Raw genomic sequence first — 18,809 nt, forward strand, 5'->3', positions numbered from 1 at the left:
ACATCCCCCGCTACAAAACCAGCACGCTTTTCATCACTCAGTCCGTATAATGCCGACGTTTTAGGGTTGTAGGAAAAACGGCATACACACGTAGCCTTATTGCCCGAAGCCTCCGCACAGGCCCGCTGAGTCGGGCCATTCACACAGGTGCCATCCATGGATTTCAACCCGCTCGACCTTATCCTGCATCTCGACGTGTACCTCGACTTGCTGGTAACCAATTACGGTCCGTGGATCTACGCCATCCTGTTCCTGGTGATTTTTTGCGAAACCGGCCTGGTGGTCATGCCGTTCCTGCCCGGCGATTCCCTGCTGTTTATTGCGGGCGCCGTCGCTGCCGGTGGCGGCATGGACCCGGTCCTGCTGGGCGGCCTGCTGATGCTGGCGGCGATCCTCGGTGACAGCACCAACTATGTGATCGGCCGCACCGCCGGGGAACGCTTGTTCAGCAACCCCAATTCGAAAATCTTCCGCCGCGACTACCTGCAAAAGACCCACGACTTCTACGACAAGCACGGCGGCAAAACCGTGACCCTGGCGCGCTTCCTGCCGATCCTGCGCACCTTCGCGCCGTTCGTCGCCGGTGTCGCCAAAATGCCGTATCCGCGCTTTTTCGGCTTCAGCGTGCTGGGCACCATCCTCTGGGTCGGTGGCCTGGTCACCCTCGGCTACTTCTTCGGTAACGTACCGTTCATCAAGAAAAACCTGTCGCTGCTGGTGGTGTTCATCATCCTGCTGTCGCTGGTGCCAATGATCATTGGCGTGGCCCGCAGCCGCTTTGGCCGCACCTCCTCCGAAGCCAAGCCGCACTGATCGGCCATGTGGTCCCTCAGCGCCTGGCGTCGCCGGCGCCTCCTGGCCAAGCACCCGGTTGCCGATGAAACGTGGCAACGGGTGCGCCATCACCTGACCTTCCTCGACGGCATCAGCGCCGAACAGGACCAATGGTTACGTGAGGCCAGCGTGCTGTTCCTCGCCGAAAAACACCTGACTGCCCTGCCCGGCGTCGATCTGCACCAGGAACAACGCCTACTGCTCGCCGCCCAGGCCCAACTGCCGCTGATGAACCTGGGCGAGTTGGAGTGGTACCAGGGCTTCCATGAAATCATTCTCTACCCCGATGACTTTCGCAGCCCCCAGCGCCATCGCGACGCCAGCGGCGTGGAACATGAATGGGATGGCGAGCACAGCGGCGAAGCCTGGCAGCAAGGCCCGGTGATCCTCGCCTGGCCGGGCGTACTGGCCAGCGGCAATTGGGAAGGCTACAACCTGGTGATCCACGAACTGGCGCATAAGCTCGACATGCTCAATGGCGACGCCAACGGCCTGCCGCCGCTGCACAGCGACATGCGCGTCCAGGAGTGGGCCAGCGTGATGCAGAGCGCGTTTGATGACCTCAACCGCCAGCTCGACCACAACCCCGACGCCGAAACCGCCATCGACCCGTATGCCGCGGAAAACCCGGCAGAGTTTTTTGCGGTCACCAGCGAATATTTTTTCAGCGCCCCGGATTTGCTGGTGGACAGTTATCCACAGGTCTACGGGCAACTGAGCCAGTTTTACCGCCAGGATCCACTGGCACGCCTGAAACATCTGCAAGCCAGCGACCCGCGCTATCAGACTGAAGGCTAAGTACCGTACGACGTCTGGCGCGTGGCATCGGCGCAGGAATATGCCTATAATCGCCGCCACTTTTAGGCCAATCCGGCCAATTTACTTGGCCAACTACGGGGGCAACGCCCAATGAGCTATAGCAAGATTCCGGCTGGCAAAGACCTGCCGAACGACATCTACGTCGCCATCGAGATTCCGGCCAACCATGCGCCGATCAAGTACGAAATCGACAAAGACAGCGACTGCCTGTTCGTTGACCGTTTCATGGCCACCCCGATGTTCTACCCGGCCAACTACGGTTTTATCCCCAACACCCTGGCTGACGACGGCGACCCCCTCGACGTGCTGGTCGTGACCCCTTACCCGGTCACCCCAGGCTCGGTCATCCGCGCCCGCCCGGTTGGCATCCTGAACATGACCGACGACGGCGGCGGCGATGCCAAAGTCATCGCAGTGCCACACGACAAGCTGTCCCAACTGTACGTCGATGTGAAGGAATACACCGACCTGCCGCCGCTGTTGCTGGAGCAGATCAAGCACTTCTTCGAGAACTACAAAGACCTCGAAAAAGGCAAATGGGTGAAGATCGACGGTTGGGGCAACGCAGACGCCGCCCGTGCCGAGATCATGAAGTCGGTAGCTGCCTACAAAGGCTGATACCGCTACTCATTGCCACGGCAATCTAAAAAAGCCCCGATCACTCGGGGCTTTTTTGTGGGAAAAAATAAACAACAAGTTCAATTAAATAAACAAAACAACAACTAACGTTTAACTAGACAGAATCTAGCCAAGATTTTACTTGCAATAAGGAAACACCTACATACACCAACTCAACGCATGGTTTATTTGATCTTGTTTTCCGGACAGTAAACTCTGCGTTTATGAATACATCAGGTGATCGCTTAAGAATGTTACTTCGGGAAGTTCATCTTTCCGCATCCGACTTCGCCAAGAATCGCGACGTCACGCCCCAGCATGTGAACAACTGGTTCAAGCGCGGCGTGCCCTTGGCCCGGCTCGACGAAATAGCAGAACTGCTGTGTGTCACCAGCCGCTGGCTACGTACCGGCGAAGGCCCTAAACACCCGCCGACCAACCTCCAGCTGGAAGGCCCCAACCACGGAAACAGCGCTACCGCCCGTGAAGACTGCGGCCATTACCTCTGCGGCCCCAATAGCGGCCCGGAAAAGATCGACGTGGAGATCCCCCTCCACGCCTCATTCAACTCCCAGGAAAGCCTGCGCCTCTCCCTGCGCACCCTGGAACAACTCAACGTCACCGCCGACCGCGCCCTGGGGGCCTACATGGTCGGCAACAGCATGATCGACATCATCCAGGATGGCGCCATCCTCGCCATCGACCGCGGCCGCACCCAAATCATCGACGGCGAAATCTACGCCCTCGAACACCACGGCATGCTACGCATCAAATACCTCTACAACCGCCCCGGCGGCGGCCTGCGCATGCGCAGCCACAACAACAGCGAACACCCCGACGAATTCCTGACCTACGACCAGCGCTTCGAGCAAAACGTACACATCCTGGGCTGGGTATTCTGGTGGTCCACCCTCAACAACCGCCGCCCACCGGTCCCGCTGGACGAACACTTGACAGGCTACGACGGCTCTAAATCAGACTAGACGCTGGGAAACTGCGGGGAATGTGAGTATCATGCGCGGCACATTTGGCAGGGGTTGGCGTGAAGCCAGCACACCCTACCCGGCGATGCGGAGGAGTTCCCGCTGATGCCCCCCTCTATCACTTGGGCGAGCGCTTGAGTGAACGATTGAAGGCTGGTGAGGTTTACCAAAAATAGACTTAACCAGTCCCCGAGAAGCCGGCCACAAGCCGGCTTTTTAATTGTCCGAAATAAACCTATTCCATCCGAGAGTCCTGCCGATAACTTAGCTATAACGGGCGTTTCAGGTTCGTCCCTGTCCAATGGCGTTCAACGCCATTTGACCTCATCCGACGATGAAGCGGGGGGGACAAATGGGGGGAAAAAGAGTCGCATTCTGAATAGCTGTGTGGCGAGGGAGTTTGCTCCCTCGCCACAGGTTGAAGTTTTACTCTTGCTAAAGCATCAAAAATCCACGGTCGCCGACAACTCGTACGTGCGCGGCGCGCCCAGGCCCAGGCTGGACGTCAGCGGCATGCCCCAGTACGCCTTGTCAGTGACGTTGGTCACCGTGCCACGCAGGGTCACCGGTCGCCCGGCGACCTGCATTGCATACCGCGAGCCCAGGTCGAAAATGGTGTAGCCGGGGATCGACTGCGAGTTGTCATCACTGATGTATTGCTGGGAAACCGCCGTCGCGTTGGCGGTCAGGGTCAGGCCCGGCACCAGTGGCGTGTCCCATTCCGCGCCGAGCTTGCCTTGCAGCTTGGGCAACCCGGTGGCCGTCTTGCCTTCGTCATCGCCGCCTGGCGATTTGGTGATCTTCGGATCAACATGGGCAACGCCGCCCATCAGGCGGACGTCGTCGATGGGCGAGCCGAAGAAGCCCCACTCGATGCCTCGGTTGCGCTGTTCGCCACCAAAGGAGAACACGTTGGTCACCGGATCGGTCGAGCTGCCCGGGCGCTCGATCTGATACAGGCTGAGGGTGTGGGTGAACGTGCCCAGGTCGAGCTTGAGGCCGATTTCCTTCTGCTTGGATTTGTACGGGGCAAAAACGTCGCCGTAGTTAGCTGCCGTCATCGGCGCCATCGCGCCTTTGCTCAGGCCCTCGATGTAGTTGGCATACACCGAAACCTGTTCCGTGAGCTTGACCACCACGGCTGCGGCGGGTGTTGTTGCGCTTTCGTCATAGCCGGGCTTGTTACGCGCGCCGGTGGTGGTATTGAAGGTGTCCGTGACCACGTTCTGGCGGCGCACGCCAAGGGTCAGTTGCACCTTGTCGTCAAGGACCGACAAGGTGTCCGCCACGCCGTAGCTGGTCAGCGTGGATTCGGTGTGTGCCACCGGCGCAAAGCTGCGCGGCGCCTCCGGCCCCCAGGTCGGGTGATAGATATTGGTCAGCCAATCCGCACCGGGCACCCAACGCCGGCCATAGTCCTTTTGCTTGTCAGCATACCGCGTGGCATTGACCACCCACTGGTGTCCGATCGGCCCGGTCTGCCATTTGCCCTTGAGCCCCGCCTCGCCCGAGGTTTTCTCAATGTCCATCTTCAGTTGGCCCATGCTGGTCTTCAAACCCCCCGCATTGTTGATCACCTGGGCCGACATCGCGCCGCTGTAGCGGTAGTGGGTCTCGCTGGCGCCGAACGCCGCATAGGCCAACAGTTGCTCAGTCAGGTCGAATTCGCCGCGCACAATCGCGCCCTGATCCTTGGTATCGACAAACGCCCAGTCCGGGTTGAGCAAAGTGTCCGACTTCGGTGGCTTGGGCACGGCCACATTCGCCGCCAGGCTGATCCCACGGTTTTGCCCACGCACGCGGTCTTCGCTGTTGTAGAGGTCGGCCGACAGCCGCGCCCGCTCACCGCGCCAATCCAGGCCCAACGAATTCAACTGCGCTTTCTGCTGTTGCTGCTCGGTCGCTGTGTCGCCATCGCGGTACACACCGTTGAAGCGCACGCCAAATTGCTGCTCATCGCCAAAGCGACGGCCTACGTCGAGGTGGCCGCCAAACTGCGCCTCGGACATGTAGGTGGTGGTAAAGCGCGTCAGCGGCTCAGCACCGGCACGCTTGGGCACCAGGTTGACCATGCCTCCCACCGAACCGCCTGGCGGCATGCCGTTGAGCAGCGCCGACGGGCCTTTCAACACTTCGATGCGCTCGTACATCTCCGGCGAAATGCGGTAGTACGGCGCCACGCCAAACAGGCCGTCGATGGTCACGTCGCTGATGCTGGTGGCAAAACCACGGATCGAATAGTTCTCGCTGTAGGTGCCCTTCAGGCCATTGCTGAACACCGCAGGGTCGGTCGCGGCGATCACATCGGTGACGGTCTGGGCCTGGCGGTCGGCAATGAACTTTTCTGTGTAGCTGATGGTGCTGAACGGCGTTTCCATAAAGTCCTTGTTGCCCAGCAGGCCGAGCCGGCTGCCATACGCCACCTGGTCACCGGCGTAGCTCAGCGGCAAGTCAGCGGCCGGCATTTCACCCTCGACGCGAATCGCCGGCAAGGTGGACACGCGGTTTTCTTCGGCTTGCGCGAGTTCTTCGGCGAACGCGGGGGCGCTGCTGATTGCCAGGCCGAGCAAGGCCATGGAGGTAAAGCCCGGACGAGCGGGCACAGGGGTACGTGTACGGTGAGTCATGGAAGGCTCCGTAAGGTGGAATGTTTTTTAGTATTGGCAGCTTGAAGCGGGGTTAACGCCTGGAATCAGGGTTGATAGCCCTGGATCACATCGGCGATCACTTGCTTGATCGAGCTAGGGCTGGCCGCCATGACGTACCAGGCATCGGCATCGACAAACACCACGCGCCCGGTTTTCCAGGCCTTGGTCTGGCGCAACAACGGGTTGCCCAGGGTTTGCGCATTCAGCAACGGGCGATGCTCCATGACGGCCGTGCGATCAACTACGTAGAGAATGTCCGGGTTGGCCTGCTGGATGAATTCACTGGAAATCGGCTGGCCATGCAAGCCGGCCTCGGCGGTCGGGCTGGCCGGTTTCACGCCCAGCTCGGTGAACACAAAGCCGTAGCGCGATTGCACGCCAAACGAGCTGAACGCGCCGTTGTTATGCAGCACCACCAGGGCGCGTTCGGGGCGGTCGGCGGTGATGCGTTTCGCTTCTGCAACCTTGGCGTCGAGGGCGGCAACCTGTTGTTGTGCCAGGGCCGGCTTGGCGAAGATCTGCCCGAGGGTCAGCAGGTGCTGCTTGATTACTTCGATATGGCGCTTCTGGCTGTCGCGGTAATCCACGTCGAAATGCACGGTGGGCGCGATCTCGCTGAGTTCGCCGTAGTGCGGGGCCTGCAGCGAGGTGATCAGGATCAGGTCCGGCTTGGCCGCGTGCACCCGCTCCAGGTTCGGCTGGACGATGGCGCCGGTGTCCACCACCGCCGCGTCGTTCTTGTAGCGTTGCAGGAACTGCGGCACGAAGTCCTTGGGCATACCGGCCACCGGTACGCCCAGTTGGTCGAGAAAATCCACTTCGTTCATGTCCAGGGCCACCACGCGCCGTACGGGCGGCTGGATCAGTGTGCTGCCCAACGCGTGGGTCACGCTGATCGGGGCGGCGGCCGAAGCCGGCCCTGCGCCAAGCGCGGCCAGTAACAGGGCGCAGGCCCAGGCTGTGTGTGTCCGGTTCATGGGAGTTCTCATGCGGGGTTGAAGTAGTTACACAGGCAGCCACGGGCGCCGTGGGTGATCTCGAAGTCGAGTTCGTACAGTTCGCCCAGGCGGGTTTCGTTGACCACCTCGGCCACGCTGCCGGCGCAATGCACGGCACCGCCTTTCATCGCGAGGATGTGGTCGGAGTAATGGGCGGCGAAGTTGATGTCGTGCACCACCAGGATCACCGTACGGCCCTGCTCGTCACACAGCCGGCGCAGCGCACGCATGATGTGCACGGCGTGTTTGATATCGAGGTTGTTCAACGGCTCGTCTAGCAGCAGGCAGTCGGTTTGCTGAGCGATGGTCATGGCCAGGAACGCCATTTGCCGCTGGCCGCCGCTGAGCTCGTCGAGGTAGGCGCGGCGCAGGGGTTGCAGCGCGAGAAAGCTCAGCGCGTCATCGATCACGCGGTGATCTTCGCCGGTCAGCGCGCCACGGCTGTAAGGGAAGCGCCCGAAGGCCACCAGTTCCTCGACGGTCAGGCGCAGGTTGAAATCCGGCGCCTGGCGCAAGGTGGCCACGCGCTTGGCGTAGTCGCGCAGCGGGATATCGCCGACCTGGCGGCCATCCAGGCGAATGTCGCCGCCGCTCGGTGCCATCAGCCTCGCGATCATCATCAACAGCGTGGTCTTGCCGGCGCCATTGGGGCCAATCAGCGAGGTCAGGCGCCCAGCGGCAAAGTTCGCGTTGACGCCAGCCAGCACGGTCTGGGTTCCGTAGGTTTTGTGGAGGTTGTGCACAGTGATCATCGGGTGCCTCGGGTGCGCAGCATCAGCGCCAGGAAATACGTGCCGCACAGCAGGTTCACAAGAATGCTGACGGTGGTCTTGTAGTTGAAGACGTGTTCGACCAGCAGTTGCGCCGTGATAAAAATCGCGATGGCAATCGTGCTGCCCATGGGCAACGTAACCCGATGGCGGAACGTGCGCGCCAACGCATAGGTGGTGTTGGCCACGAGCACCCCCATGAACGCCGTGGGCCCCAGCAGCCCAGTGGAGATCGCCACCAACGCCGCGACCAATGCCAGTTGCAGGCGCACCACACGCGGGTAATCCACCCCCAGCGACATGGCTTGGTCGCGGCCCAGGGCGAGCACATCGAGGGTCGGCAACGTGCGTGCAAAGCCCACGCACAGCGCCGCCACCAACAACCCCGAGAACAGCAGTTGCTGCGGCTGCACGCGGTTGAACGAGGCCTGGCTGAAGTCTTGCAGGATCGAGAACTCGCCGGGGCTGATCTTCAACTGCACAAACTGCGTGACCGTGCCGATCACCAGGCTCAACACCAGGCCCAGCAGCAACAGGAAGTACACGTTGCTGTTGCCCTCGCGCAGTAACCAGCGTTGCAGCGCCCAGGAGTAGCCGAGCATCAGCAGCACCGACAGCACAAAGTTGCCCTGGCTGCCCAGCAGCATCAGGCTGGCGGTGCCCAACAACAACACCAACAACGCCTGGAACAACAGGTACACCGCTTCATAACCCATGATCGCCGGCGTGAGGATGCGGTTGCCGGTGAGGGTCTGGAAAATGATCGACGACCACGCCACGCACACCCCGCCGATACACATCGCCGCCAACCGCGCGAGCCGCTTGGGGATCACGTAGTCAAAATCCAGTCCCGAACGGAACAGCACAAAGCCCAACGCCAGGGCGAATACCAAGGCCCACAGCCGCTTCATCGCTGCCTCCAGACGATCAACGCGAGGAACAACCCGCCACCCACGATGCCCGCGGTGAGGCCAATCGGCACTTCGAACGGGAAGATCAGCAGGCGCCCGAGAATGTCGCAGGCCAGCAGCAACGCGGCACCGCCGAGGGCGACGATGGGCAGAGTGCGGCTGAGGTTTTCGCCGTAATACAAGGCCACCAAATTGGGAATCATCAGGCCGACAAAGGGGATCGAACCGATGGTGATCACCGTCGCCGCCACGGTCACGGCCACCAGCAACAGGCCCAGCGCCGCCGTGGCCGCGTAGTTCAGGCCCAGGCTGGTGGCCATGCCCTCGCCCATGCCCATCACGGTAAAACGCTGCGCATACAGGTACGCCAGCGCGACGATGGGCAGGATCAGATAAATGATCTCGTAGTTGCCCTGCACCACCTTGGAAAAATCCCCCAGCAGCCAGCCCTGCATGCTTTGCAGGATGTTGTGGCGGTACGCATAAAACTCGGAAATGGCGCTGAGCACACCGCCGTACATCAGGCCAATCACCGGCACCAGCAAGGTATGGTGAAAACGCAGGCGCCGGATGATCGCCAGGAACACTAGGCTCGCCGCGAAGCAACACAGCAGCGCAAACAGCATGCGCACGCCGGCGCTGGCGGCCGGCGCCACGCCCAGCGAGACGAGGATGCCAAGCTTGGCCGCGTCCAGGCCGCCGGTGGTCCCCGGCTCCACGAACTTGTTGCGCAGGATGTGCTGCAAGATCACCCCGCACACCGCCAAGCCCACGCCGGTCAGCACCAGCGCGGCCAAGCGCGGCAAGCGGCTGGCCGTCAGCGTCAGCCACGCGTCGCCGTCGATTGCCAACAGGTCGATCTCGCGGGCGCCAACCAGCAGCGACACGCCGCACAGCACCAGCAACACGCCGCAGCCCACTAGACGCATCATGCAATCCGCCAACCACGGGCCGCCCGGCGCTGGGCGAGAAACTGCGCGTACCGCCCAGCGCTGGCCGCCAGGATCGCTGGCGTGCCCTGCTCGACAATCTCGCCGTCATCCAGCACTAGAATCTGATCGGCCATGGCCACCGTCGACAACTGATGCGCGATAACAATCAACGTGCAGCGCCCGCGCAACCTGGCCAGCGCATCGGCGATGGCGGCTTGGTTGTAGGTGTCGAGGGCGGCGGTGGCTTCGTCCACCAGCAGGATCGGCGCGTCCTTGAGCAACGCACGGGCAATGGAGATACGTTGGCGCTCGCCCCCTGACAACCGCGCCCCGCCCTCGCCCACCGGCGTGTGCAGGCCCTGGGGCAAACGCGCAATGATCTCGGCCACGCCGGCTTGCTGCGCCACCGCCGCAATCTCGGCCAGGCTGGCGCCCGGTTTACCGAGGCGGATGTTGTCGGCAATGCTGCCCTGGAACAGGTAGGTGTCCTGGAAAATCTGGCTGATCTGCGCGGCCAGCACCGCTTCGGACATCTCGCGCACCTCCACGCCACCGATCAACACCTGGCCCCGGTTCGCATCGAAGAAGCGCGCCAGCAGCCGCACCAACGTGGTCTTTCCCGAGCCCGACGCGCCGATCAGCGCGGTCATGCTGCCCGGCTCGATACGCAGGCTCACCCCGCGCAGCACCTGGGGTTCGTCGGGGGCATAACGAAAACTGACGTTGCGCAATTCCACCGAACTATCCATGGGCATTTTCGCTTGCGCGGCGACCGGTAACGGCTGCTCGGCAAGAATGCTGTGCACCTCATCGAGCTGGGCGTTGGCTCTGCGCAGGATCTCGCCATAACTGGCCACTTCCAGCAGCGGTTCGATATAACGACACACCAGCACCAAGGCCACGCAGGCGGCGATGGCTTCGTGGGCATCCAGGGCGTCGCACCACAGCGCGACCGCCACCAGTAACGCGCAGAAGATCCCTTGCACCGCCCAGGCATTGAACACCGCCGACAATGAGGAGCGATAGATCAAACGCTGGCCGGACTGGCGTTGCTGGTCGATGGCCTGGTCCAGCAAACGCGTGGCGCCGCCGCTACCATTGAACGCGCGCAACACCGACTGGGCCTGCGCGAACTCGACCATGCGCTGGCTGGTCTGGGCGAAGTTCTGCTGATAGGTGTTGTCGGCACTGTGGCCCAGGCGCGCGGTGAGCAGCATCACGCCCACCAACACCGGTAGCGCCAGCAACGCCAAAACACCCAAGGGCCAGTGCAAGGCAAACAGCGCGGCAACCAGCACCAACGGCGTCACCGCGCCGCTGATCACCGGGGTGAACACATGCGCCGGCAACTGCGCCAGCGCCATCATGCCCTGGGTGATCAGATGGCCGAGCCGCGCACTGTTTTGCGCGCTGAACCAGCCCACCGGCAGGCGCGCCACGTGATCGCCGACGCGTTGTCGCGCACCTTGCAGCACCGCCACGCCGACGGCTACACCGGCTTTGTCGAGGGTGCGACGCCACAGCGCGCAAGCGGTCACGCCGGACAGCAGCGCAACCAACCAACGCCCTGCCTCCAGCGCATCACCGGCCAACAGGTGGCTGATCAGCGGCACCAGCGTGATCAGGGTCAGCCCGCTGAGCAGGCCGTAGAACACCGCCATCACGGCATAGCGGCGCAGCGTGGGCGCGTCTTCACCGAGCAGGCGCACAAAAGTCTTCAGCATGGTTGCACCACCTGTGATTCGCTGCGGGCGTAATCGCCCAGTTGCCATAACCGCGCGTAGAGCCCGCCATGGGCCAGCAGGTCGGCGTGACGGCCCTGCTCGTGCAGGGTGCCGTCGTGGATCACGAGGATCTGATCGGCGTGCATCACCGTGTCGAGCCGATGGGCGATGACCAACAATGTGCGGCCCTGGGCGAAGCGTGACAGTGCTTCCTGGATCGCCACTTCGTTGTCGGCATCGGCAGCGGCGGTGGCCTCGTCGAGCACCAGCACTGGCGGGTCCAGCAGCACTGCACGGGCGATACTGAGGCGCTGTTGCTCGCCGCCGGAGAGCTGGGCGTCCTCGCCGATCACCGAGTCGTAACCACGCGGCAGGCGCAGAATGCGCTCGTGGATATTCGCCGCGCGGGCGGCGTCTTCGATCTGTTGCGCGGTGGCGGACGGTCGGCCGAGGGCGATGTTGTCGCGCACGCTGGCGTTGATCAGGCGCACCTCTTGCAGCACAAAACCGATGCGCTGGTACAACAGCGGCGTATCGATATGGCGCAGGTCCGCACCGCCCAAAGTGATGCGCCCACTGCTGGGATCGAAAAACCGCAGCAGCAGGCGCGCCAGCGTTGACTTGCCGGCGCCGGACAGGCCGACGATGGCCGTGGTGGTGCCCGGTTGCAGGGTGAAGTTGATGTCCCTCAACACCGCGTGGTCGCGCTCATAGGCATAGCCGACCTGCTCAAAGCAGATTGCGTTGCCGCTCGGCAACTGCACGGCCGATTGCGTCAGCGTCGGCGTGTCCAGCAACCCCTGCACGCGCTGCGCAGCGCCGGTGGCGTTGTTCAAATCGTGGGTGATGTAGTGCAACAGCAGCAACGGCGCGCTCAGACCCGGCGCCACCAATACGAAGGGCAGCACGTCCACTGGCGCGATCCAACCCAGGCTAACAAACAGCGTGCCCGCTGCCAGCACTACGCCGAGCACAGTGACCGGCGCGATCATCGCGTTGGCATTCGCCATCGACGCCACCAGCGGGCGGGTGAAGTCGATAAAGGTCGTGGCAAAGGTGTCGATGGCGCTGCGATAAGCCCCGTGCGCTTTGCCACTGGCGCCGAAAGCCTTGACCACCGGAATGCCGTTGACGAACTCCACCACCGCGTTGTCGATGCGAGCCATCCCGCTGACAAATTCCTGCATACTCGCGCCGCTGGCGCGCATGGCCCGCGAGAAAAACAGGAAATACCCGGCAAACGGCAACAGCGACACCAGCGCCAAACGCCAGTCCATCGCAAACAGGTAAACCATCGACACCAACACCGCTCCGCCCGCGCGCCCGGCGGTGGTGTAGAAATGCGCGGTGAGGCTGTGCAGCGTATTGATATCGTCCTGCATCGCCCGTTTCACTTCGCCCGATGCTCGGCTGCTGAACCAACCCAGCGGCACACGACTCAGGCGCTGGGTGATCGCGCGGCGTAAATGGTGAGTGAGGCGATTGTCGGCCAGGTGGGCGAGTAGCTCAGCGGTAAAAATCAATGCCATCCCCGCGAAAAGGCTTAAAGCACTAAGGCCAACAACCCACCACACTTCGCTCGACAGCTGACCGCCAGCACCGAGGACACGTGCGGCGATATGGGCGATGGCCGCCAGCGGCACCAGCGTCAGCATGCCGCCGACAGCGGCAAGCCCTGCGGCGACACACAGACGCCCACGGATAGGCGTCAGAATCCGGCTAAGCGTGCCTGCGACTTGAGGGTTGGCCGAAGCCGCTTCAGGAGAGTCCATTGACAGAAAAAGTCCGTTTGAGAATCAGAATCATATTTAGTTGCATGACTATAAACTAATTTGCGCAAAGCCGACAAGACAGCTACAACCTTGTGTTCAGTGATTAAGGAATACCCATGGAACCCGCAAAAAAAACCGCCACCCGCGGCCGCCCGCCGAGCATCACCCGCGAGCGCATCGTCGACGCCGGCATCGAGATGGGCCTGCCCAACATCACCTTCGTCGGCCTGGCGGCGGCGTTGGGGGTCAGCCATATGGCGCTGTACAAACACGTGGCCAACCTCGAAGCGCTCAAGGCCATGGTTGCTGAAGAAATCTTCACCCGCTGGCAGATCCCCCAGGACTGCGGCGAGGCCGACGGTGGGTTGAAGGACTACCTGATCGTGTTCGCCACCTCGGTACGCGAGTTCGTCAAAACCCACCCCGGGCTGACTCCCTACGTGATCCGCCGCGCGGCAGCGACCGCGCCGATGCTGGCCAAGATTGATGGGCACCAAGCGTTGATTGCGCAGGGGTTTGGGGTGAGCAAGGAACAGGCGCGGTGGCTACTGGCGACGGTGGCGTTTCACTGCATGGCGGTGGCGGATACGGTGTATACGGTGACGCAGCGGGAGCCAGTGGTGGAAACGGCGCGGGATACGGAAGAAGCGGAGATGGAGGTGGAGTTGGCGCGGGGGATGGAGGCGTTGGTGGTGGGGGCGTTGGTATTGGTGGAGGGCGTTGCCTGAGCGTTGCCAAGGCCTGCCTTGGGCAGGCCGATAGGATGTAATCGTTCCAATCTGGACTTAACCGGTTTCTGAGGCCGTCCAGATCAGAAAACTACGTAGTTGCGCGATAAATTCTTTCGACTTGGCGTCCGGGCTCCTTGCCTGGGACAAGAAAAAGCAGATCTGCATGCACATACACGGGAAATGCTGGATAAACAGTTCGACATGTTCATCCAGTGTTTGCGGCCACATCAAGTCCTGTTCGGAACGAAGTACTTGCGTTGAGCGGATGAGTTTGCGCGAAGCTTCGCGTTGCAAACGCAGTGATTGCGTCGGTGTCGCCGCACCGAGAAGCGCGTACCTATCCCCTCCTCCGAGACATTCAGCCTCCCCCCAAACCTCGATTTGCCCACCCCCTTGGCGCCAACAAAGATGCCCTCGCTAACTAGCCACAGTTCAAATAGTCGGCACCACAACACGTACATCGCCTTGCCCACTGTCAGCTAACAACTTGGCCACAAAACCACGCCTCACGAGACGGCAGATGAAGTCTTCGATGTATTCAGCCGCAATTCTGCGTGCCTTCGGAACAGCCATCGCCTGGCGAATTTCCGTGAAGTTGTCTTTCAGTACCCTGACCCCTGTGGTTGAGTTTGCAAACCGCTCCAAAGGCTGTCTGACCCCGGCCGCTGCTTCCAGCCCCTGCTGTAAAAAGAGGTCGACGGCACTTGCAGAGGTGTCCGCTCGAACAAGCTCAGCATGTTGCAGCGTGCGTGACAGGTACAGGTCATACGCAGCACCTCGGCCGACAGAAATTCTGTGGCCTTGCATATCCAAATCAGATGCACGTTCGAAAGGGCTTGCTGCATGAACGAGGTAGGTGCCATCGATGCTCACATAGGGACTGGAGAAGCAGATCTTTTGCGCTCGTACAGGCTCGATAGCCAGAAACGCCAAATCCCAAATCCCCTCCTCCAAGGCCGCGAACACTTTCCCAGCCGCGTCGTATGGCATCAGGTTGACTGCAATCCCCAACTCCTTCGCCAACTCGTTCGCGAGTGCAACCGAGACGCCTCCCAATCGGCCAGTGACCGCATCGCGCTGGGCCAAAACGGGATTACCCAAGTTGATCGCCACTCGCAGTTCACCACTTGGCGCTAAATCATTTCGTACTGCAGCCATATCAACGTTCATGGTTGCTCGCCTTAGCCGCCATGGAACATGGCTGAGCACGTCGATGCATAGGGTCAACAAGGAGTTCGGGGAGGCATACCCAGCCTTCCATCAGTCGGCGTGCACTCCGGCTCATTACTGCTTTTTCAACCACCCAGGCGCCATCTTCCAGGACGGTTTTCGCGCCGACCGCGACGCTGCCGGCGGTATGCCCCATGCGCACCTGGTGATCGCCGATATTGCCGACGATGCGATTGACCAAGGTGCCATCAAGCGCTGCGGCAACTGCCACGGCAACCGCTCCTGTGCCAGTGATCGCATGGTGAAGCTTGCCCATTGAAAGTATTCGCGCAATCACATCGATGTCCTCAGGCTCAACCTGCTTACCCCCGGCGGCTTTGTAGGGTTGCGGCCTGGCAACCAGACAAAGCTTCGGCGTATGAGGACGCCACCGTGTTGCTTCGTCAGCACTCTCGGCCAAGCCCATGGCTACAGTGCAATGCGCGCGAATGGTCTCCAGCCGGGCAAGTAACTGCGTATCACCGTTGACCTGGTCTTGTGTCTCGGTTCCCTTCAAGCCCACCTGCTGCGCGCCTATAAAGATTGTCGGGTTGCCGGCATTCAGCAATGTCACTGCAAGTTTACCGAGGCCAGGTACTTGCAGTTCGTCGACGGCATTCCCCGTTGGAAGAAGGCTGCCGTCTGCACCACCGGGGTTGAGAAACTCCAGAACGACTTCCGCTGCCGGAAATGCCACGCCGTCGAGCATGAAGTCGCCCTCTTCCTGGACTTCGCCGTCGCGCATCGGAACATAAGCAATGATTCTTTTCTGGATGTTGGCCTGCCAGATACGAACAACGGCCATGCCATCAAGCGGTGCCTCGACGAGACCTTGGGATATCGCGTAGGGGCCAACCGCCGCACTCAGATTTCCACAGTTACCAGACCAGTCGATGACCGCCGTCTCGATGGCGGGTGCACCAAACAGATAGTCGACATCACAGTCGTCACGCCTGGATTGACCGATGATCACCACCTTACTAGTACTGGAAGTGGCGCCGCCCATGCCATCTATCTGCTTGCCATACACATCGGGGCTGCCGATCACCCGCAGAAGGATGGCATCCCGCTCAGCACCTGCGGGCGGCAGGTGCTCCTCAAGAAAGAAAACGCCCTTGCTCGAGCCACCACGCATGTAAACGGCAGGAATACGTCTTTGGGTCATTCTAGTTTTACTCCAGCGAATCAGCGTTGCATCAGTTGAGGGAGGCGCTCTGCATACTTTCGATCAGCAGCTGCGGCAGCAAACCACCGCTGCGCAAGTAGCGAACGTCTTCGAAGGTGTCCAGGCGGCTCAAGACCGACACCCGCTCTTTCTCGCCATTCTCACGCTCGATCACCAGGGTGATTGTTGCGCCCGGCTGGAAGTCTTGGGTGATGCCTTCAACGCTGAATAATTCGCGTCCGTTCAAGCCCAGGCTCTGGCGAGAAACACCGTCTTCAAACTGCAAAGGCAAAATGCCGAGACCCGCCAGGTTGGTGCGGTGAATGCGTTCGAAGCTTTCGGCCACGACCACCCGCACGCCTAACAGGCGCGGGCCCTTTGCCGCCCAGTCACGGGAAGAACCGCTGCCGTACTCTTTGCCGGCCACAACGATCAGCGGCTGCTTGCGTTGTGCGTAAATCTGCGCGGCCTGGAAAATCGTGGTGACTTTTTTCTCGGGCAGAAGCAATGTCCACGGGCCTTCACGGCCATCTTCAAGCAGTTCGTTTTTCAGGCGGGGGCTTGCGAAGGTCGCACGCTGCGCGGCCTCATGGTTGCCACGGCGAGTGCCATAAGAGTTGAAGTCCTGTACCGCGATGCCGTGGGATTGCAAGTATTGACCCGCATCGCTTTCTGGAAGAATCGCGCCAGAGGGCGAGATGTGATCGGTGGTGATGTTGTCCGAGAGCATGGCCAGCACACGCATGTTGCTGAGGTCCTGAGTGGTGTCTGTCGCACTCACCGCATCACTCCAGTAGGGAGGTTTGCGGATGTAGGTGCTGTTGGCCTGCCAGGGATACTGATCGCTGACGCCGGCGCGCAGGTCGCTGGCAATCAAGCCCGCTTCACGGGGAACATCTTCATAGGCCTTGTCGAACAAATCGGCAGTCAGATTATCGGCTTCGATTTGCGTCAATTCCTCATCGCTCGGCCACAGTTCGTGGAGATAGACCGGCACGCCATCGTCGTCGAGACCCAATGCATCTTTTTCCGGGTCGATCAGGTAGGTACCTGCAATCGCGTACGCAACGATCAGCGGCGCAGACATGATGAAGACTTCGCGGGCCAACGGGTGAACACGCCCTTCAAAGTTACGGTTGCCGGAAGTAGCGGCCACGGTTTCCAGCTTGCGAGCCCGAATTTCGTCTTCGATTTCGGTACTGAGCAACGGGCCGGACATACCGTTGCAGGTCGTGCAGCCATAGCCGACCAGGTTGAAACCTAACGCATCCAGGTCCTCATTCAAGCCAGACCGCTCAAGATAGTCCGACACCACCCTCGAGCCCGGTGCGAAGGACGTCTTAACCCAAGGCGCTCTTTTCAGTCCACGCTTGCGGGCGTTACGTGCAACCAGCCCAGCAGCAATCACTCCACGGGGGTTGGACGTATTGGTGCAACTGGTGATGGCGGCGAGCACCACAGAGCCATTGTCCAGGCCGCCAGGCAGTTGGGTAGCAGGCGCCTTTTGCCCCAGGACAATACGCTGGTGAGGTTGCTTCGGCCCGGCAATCGAGCGCGCGACGGTGCTGAGATCAAGGGTCACGACCCGGTTGTATTCAGCGTCCGCGAGACTGTCATGCCACAGACCCTGTGCACGCGCATACGCCTCGGTGAGGCCGGAAATCTCACCGCCACGCCCGGTCATACGAAGGTAGTGAAGCGTGCGATCATCAATTGCGAACATTGCCGCTGTCGCACCGAATTCCGGCGCCATGTTCGATAAGGTTCCCCGGTCTGCCAGCGACAGTTGCGCGACACCCGGGCCGAAGAACTCCAGGAAAGCACCGATAACCCCCGCTTTACGAAGTTGCTCAGTCAACGCCAGCGCGATGTCCGTCGCAAGATAGCCCCCAGGCAAGTTGCCCTCCAGGCGTACCCCGACAATGTCCGGCAATCGCAGCATCAGCGATTTGCCCAGCATCGCAGCTTCGGCTTCGATCCCCCCAACCCCCCAGCCCAACACGCCAATGGCGTTAATCATCGTTGTATGGCTGTCGGTACCTACCAGCGTATCCGGGAAAGCCCACAGCTCATTGCCACGGCGCTGAGTACCCACGACGGTGGTCAGGCGCTCAAGGTTGATCTGGTGCAGGATGCCTTTGCCCGAGGGAATGATCGAAAGATTGCTGAACGCCTTGTTGCACCAGTCCAGGAACTGGAAACGCTCGGCATTGCGTACGCGCTCGATGGCCTCGTTATCGGCCTGCGCGCTGGCATCGCCCCAACGCTCGACATTGAGTGAGTGATCCACAACAAGGTGAGTGGGGGTGACAGGGTTCACCAGGCGCGGGTTGCCACCTTTCTCGGCGACGGCATCTCTCAACCCGGCAAGGTCGACCAGTGCCGGCGTGCCCAACAAATCCTGCAGCACAACCCTGGCCGGTCGAAACGGAATGTCGAATTCTTTGGAGCGTGCACAAATCACTTTCAGTGCGGCTTCAGGATCAGTCTCGCCACGCAAAACGTTCTCGGCCAGGATTCGCAAGCTGTAGGGCAGCGTTGCGTAATCACCCCCCAGATCAGTTACAACCCCGCGGATATCGCTGACACGGTACTCGACTCCGTTGGCGCTAACGGTTCGACGCTTTGACATAGGCATTGGCTAATCCTCACAGGCTGCACGGGCAATGTTTTTGTGAGGCGCATATTGAACTTT

14 protein-coding genes and 1 pseudogene are annotated in these 18,809 nt (G+C 61.0%); 5 read left to right on the forward strand and 10 right to left on the reverse strand.

The genetic code is table 11. The annotated features are described in order from the left end of the window. Positions 1-156 precede the first annotated feature (156 nt). The 4 genes from K1X80_RS25320 (at position 157) to K1X80_RS25335 (ending at position 3,254) form a co-directional block, all read left to right on the forward strand. Positions 157-813 carry a DedA family protein gene (locus K1X80_RS25320; RefSeq protein WP_038443607.1) on the forward strand — a complete coding sequence of 219 codons (657 nt, stop codon included), beginning with the start codon at positions 157-159 and terminating at the stop codon, positions 811-813. A 6-nt stretch (positions 814-819) separates the two neighbouring features. Then, positions 820-1,632 carry a zinc-dependent peptidase gene (locus K1X80_RS25325; RefSeq protein ID WP_057438989.1) on the forward strand — a complete coding sequence of 271 codons (813 nt, stop codon included), beginning with the start codon at positions 820-822 and terminating at the stop codon, positions 1,630-1,632. A 111-nt stretch (positions 1,633-1,743) separates the two neighbouring features. Next, positions 1,744-2,271 (forward strand): inorganic diphosphatase, encoded by a 528-nt coding sequence (gene ppa / locus K1X80_RS25330; RefSeq protein WP_003176323.1) that lies wholly within the window; start codon positions 1,744-1,746, stop codon positions 2,269-2,271. Positions 2,272-2,495: 224 nt separating this feature from the next. Then, positions 2,496-3,254, forward strand: a complete 759-nt coding sequence (locus K1X80_RS25335; protein WP_128593451.1) for an XRE family transcriptional regulator — start codon at positions 2,496-2,498, stop codon at positions 3,252-3,254. A gap of 443 nt (positions 3,255-3,697) precedes the next feature. Here the strand turns inward: K1X80_RS25335 and K1X80_RS25340 are convergent, their stop codons facing one another. The 7 genes from K1X80_RS25340 to K1X80_RS25370 form a co-directional block, all read right to left on the reverse strand. Continuing rightward, positions 3,698-5,881, reverse strand: coding sequence for a TonB-dependent receptor (locus tag K1X80_RS25340; protein ID WP_408980316.1), 2,184 nt, complete (start codon positions 5,879-5,881; stop codon positions 3,698-3,700). A 65-nt stretch (positions 5,882-5,946) separates the two neighbouring features. Beyond that, complete coding sequence (locus K1X80_RS25345; RefSeq protein WP_220172551.1) at positions 5,947-6,879, reverse strand: siderophore ABC transporter substrate-binding protein; 933 nt, start codon at positions 6,877-6,879, stop codon at positions 5,947-5,949. 8 nt (positions 6,880-6,887) lie between these two features. Then, positions 6,888-7,652 carry an ABC transporter ATP-binding protein gene (locus tag K1X80_RS25350; RefSeq protein ID WP_220172552.1) on the reverse strand — a complete coding sequence of 255 codons (765 nt, stop codon included), beginning with the start codon at positions 7,650-7,652 and terminating at the stop codon, positions 6,888-6,890. After that, the gene (locus K1X80_RS25355; RefSeq protein WP_220172553.1) at positions 7,649-8,581 is read right to left on the reverse strand and encodes an iron chelate uptake ABC transporter family permease subunit; all 933 of its coding nucleotides are present in this window, start codon (positions 8,579-8,581) and stop codon (positions 7,649-7,651) included. The genes K1X80_RS25350 and K1X80_RS25355 overlap by 4 nt, the downstream gene beginning before the upstream one ends. Further along, positions 8,578-9,510, reverse strand: a complete 933-nt coding sequence (locus K1X80_RS25360; protein WP_169989771.1) for an ABC transporter permease — start codon at positions 9,508-9,510, stop codon at positions 8,578-8,580. Before K1X80_RS25360 ends, K1X80_RS25355 begins: the two co-directional genes overlap by 4 nt. After that, positions 9,510-11,237: an ABC transporter ATP-binding protein gene (locus K1X80_RS25365; RefSeq protein WP_220172554.1), complete on the reverse strand. Its 1,728-nt coding sequence runs from the start codon at positions 11,235-11,237 to the stop codon at positions 9,510-9,512. Before K1X80_RS25365 ends, K1X80_RS25360 begins: the two co-directional genes overlap by 1 nt. Beyond that, on the reverse strand, positions 11,231-13,009 hold the full coding sequence (locus K1X80_RS25370; RefSeq protein ID WP_198799905.1) for an ABC transporter ATP-binding protein: 1,779 nt from the start codon (positions 13,007-13,009) through the stop codon (positions 11,231-11,233). The genes K1X80_RS25365 and K1X80_RS25370 overlap by 7 nt, the downstream gene beginning before the upstream one ends. 116 nt (positions 13,010-13,125) lie before the next feature. Here K1X80_RS25370 and K1X80_RS25375 point away from each other — a divergent pair, with 116 nt between their 5' ends. Beyond that, positions 13,126-13,737 (forward strand): TetR/AcrR family transcriptional regulator, encoded by a 612-nt coding sequence (locus K1X80_RS25375; RefSeq protein WP_029292295.1) that lies wholly within the window; start codon positions 13,126-13,128, stop codon positions 13,735-13,737. A 435-nt stretch (positions 13,738-14,172) separates the two neighbouring features. Here K1X80_RS25375 and K1X80_RS25380 read toward each other — a convergent pair whose 3' ends face one another. From K1X80_RS25380 to K1X80_RS25390, 3 genes and pseudogenes are all read right to left on the reverse strand, one after another. Further along, positions 14,173-14,910, reverse strand: a complete 738-nt coding sequence (locus K1X80_RS25380) for a transporter substrate-binding domain-containing protein (protein ID WP_220172555.1) — start codon at positions 14,908-14,910, stop codon at positions 14,173-14,175. Positions 14,911-14,977: 67 nt separating this feature from the next. Beyond that, positions 14,978-16,114, reverse strand: a pseudogene (gene prpF, locus K1X80_RS25385) (2-methylaconitate cis-trans isomerase PrpF); the annotation flags it as partial. Positions 16,115-16,145: 31 nt separating this feature from the next. Beyond that, a complete protein-coding gene (locus tag K1X80_RS25390; RefSeq protein WP_220172556.1) occupies positions 16,146-18,752 on the reverse strand; it encodes an aconitate hydratase in 2,607 nt (868 codons plus the stop codon). Positions 18,753-18,809 lie beyond the last annotated feature (57 nt).

The sequence above is a fragment of the Pseudomonas sp. So3.2b genome (genome assembly GCF_019464415.1).
Taxonomy (GTDB): Bacteria; Pseudomonadota; Gammaproteobacteria; order Pseudomonadales; family Pseudomonadaceae; genus Aquipseudomonas; species Aquipseudomonas shahriarae.

What these genes read in the sequence shown, in the direction of transcription:
- K1X80_RS25320 (WP_038443607.1), top strand. Translation starts at nt 157, where the DNA reads ATGGATTTCAACCCGCTCGACCTTATCCTGCATCTCGACGTGTACCTC.
- K1X80_RS25325 (WP_057438989.1), top strand. Translation starts at nt 820, where the DNA reads ATGTGGTCCCTCAGCGCCTGGCGTCGCCGGCGCCTCCTGGCCAAGCAC.
- ppa (WP_003176323.1), top strand. Translation starts at nt 1,744, where the DNA reads ATGAGCTATAGCAAGATTCCGGCTGGCAAAGACCTGCCGAACGACATC.
- K1X80_RS25335 (WP_128593451.1), top strand. Translation starts at nt 2,496, where the DNA reads ATGAATACATCAGGTGATCGCTTAAGAATGTTACTTCGGGAAGTTCAT.
- K1X80_RS25340 (WP_408980316.1), bottom strand. Translation starts at nt 5,881, where the DNA reads ATGACTCACCGTACACGTACCCCTGTGCCCGCTCGTCCGGGCTTTACC.
- K1X80_RS25345 (WP_220172551.1), bottom strand. Translation starts at nt 6,879, where the DNA reads ATGAACCGGACACACACAGCCTGGGCCTGCGCCCTGTTACTGGCCGCG.
- K1X80_RS25350 (WP_220172552.1), bottom strand. Translation starts at nt 7,652, where the DNA reads ATGATCACTGTGCACAACCTCCACAAAACCTACGGAACCCAGACCGTG.
- K1X80_RS25355 (WP_220172553.1), bottom strand. Translation starts at nt 8,581, where the DNA reads ATGAAGCGGCTGTGGGCCTTGGTATTCGCCCTGGCGTTGGGCTTTGTG.
- K1X80_RS25360 (WP_169989771.1), bottom strand. Translation starts at nt 9,510, where the DNA reads ATGCGTCTAGTGGGCTGCGGCGTGTTGCTGGTGCTGTGCGGCGTGTCG.
- K1X80_RS25365 (WP_220172554.1), bottom strand. Translation starts at nt 11,237, where the DNA reads ATGCTGAAGACTTTTGTGCGCCTGCTCGGTGAAGACGCGCCCACGCTG.
- K1X80_RS25370 (WP_198799905.1), bottom strand. Translation starts at nt 13,009, where the DNA reads ATGGACTCTCCTGAAGCGGCTTCGGCCAACCCTCAAGTCGCAGGCACG.
- K1X80_RS25375 (WP_029292295.1), top strand. Translation starts at nt 13,126, where the DNA reads ATGGAACCCGCAAAAAAAACCGCCACCCGCGGCCGCCCGCCGAGCATC.
- K1X80_RS25380 (WP_220172555.1), bottom strand. Translation starts at nt 14,910, where the DNA reads ATGAACGTTGATATGGCTGCAGTACGAAATGATTTAGCGCCAAGTGGT.
- K1X80_RS25390 (WP_220172556.1), bottom strand. Translation starts at nt 18,752, where the DNA reads ATGCCTATGTCAAAGCGTCGAACCGTTAGCGCCAACGGAGTCGAGTAC.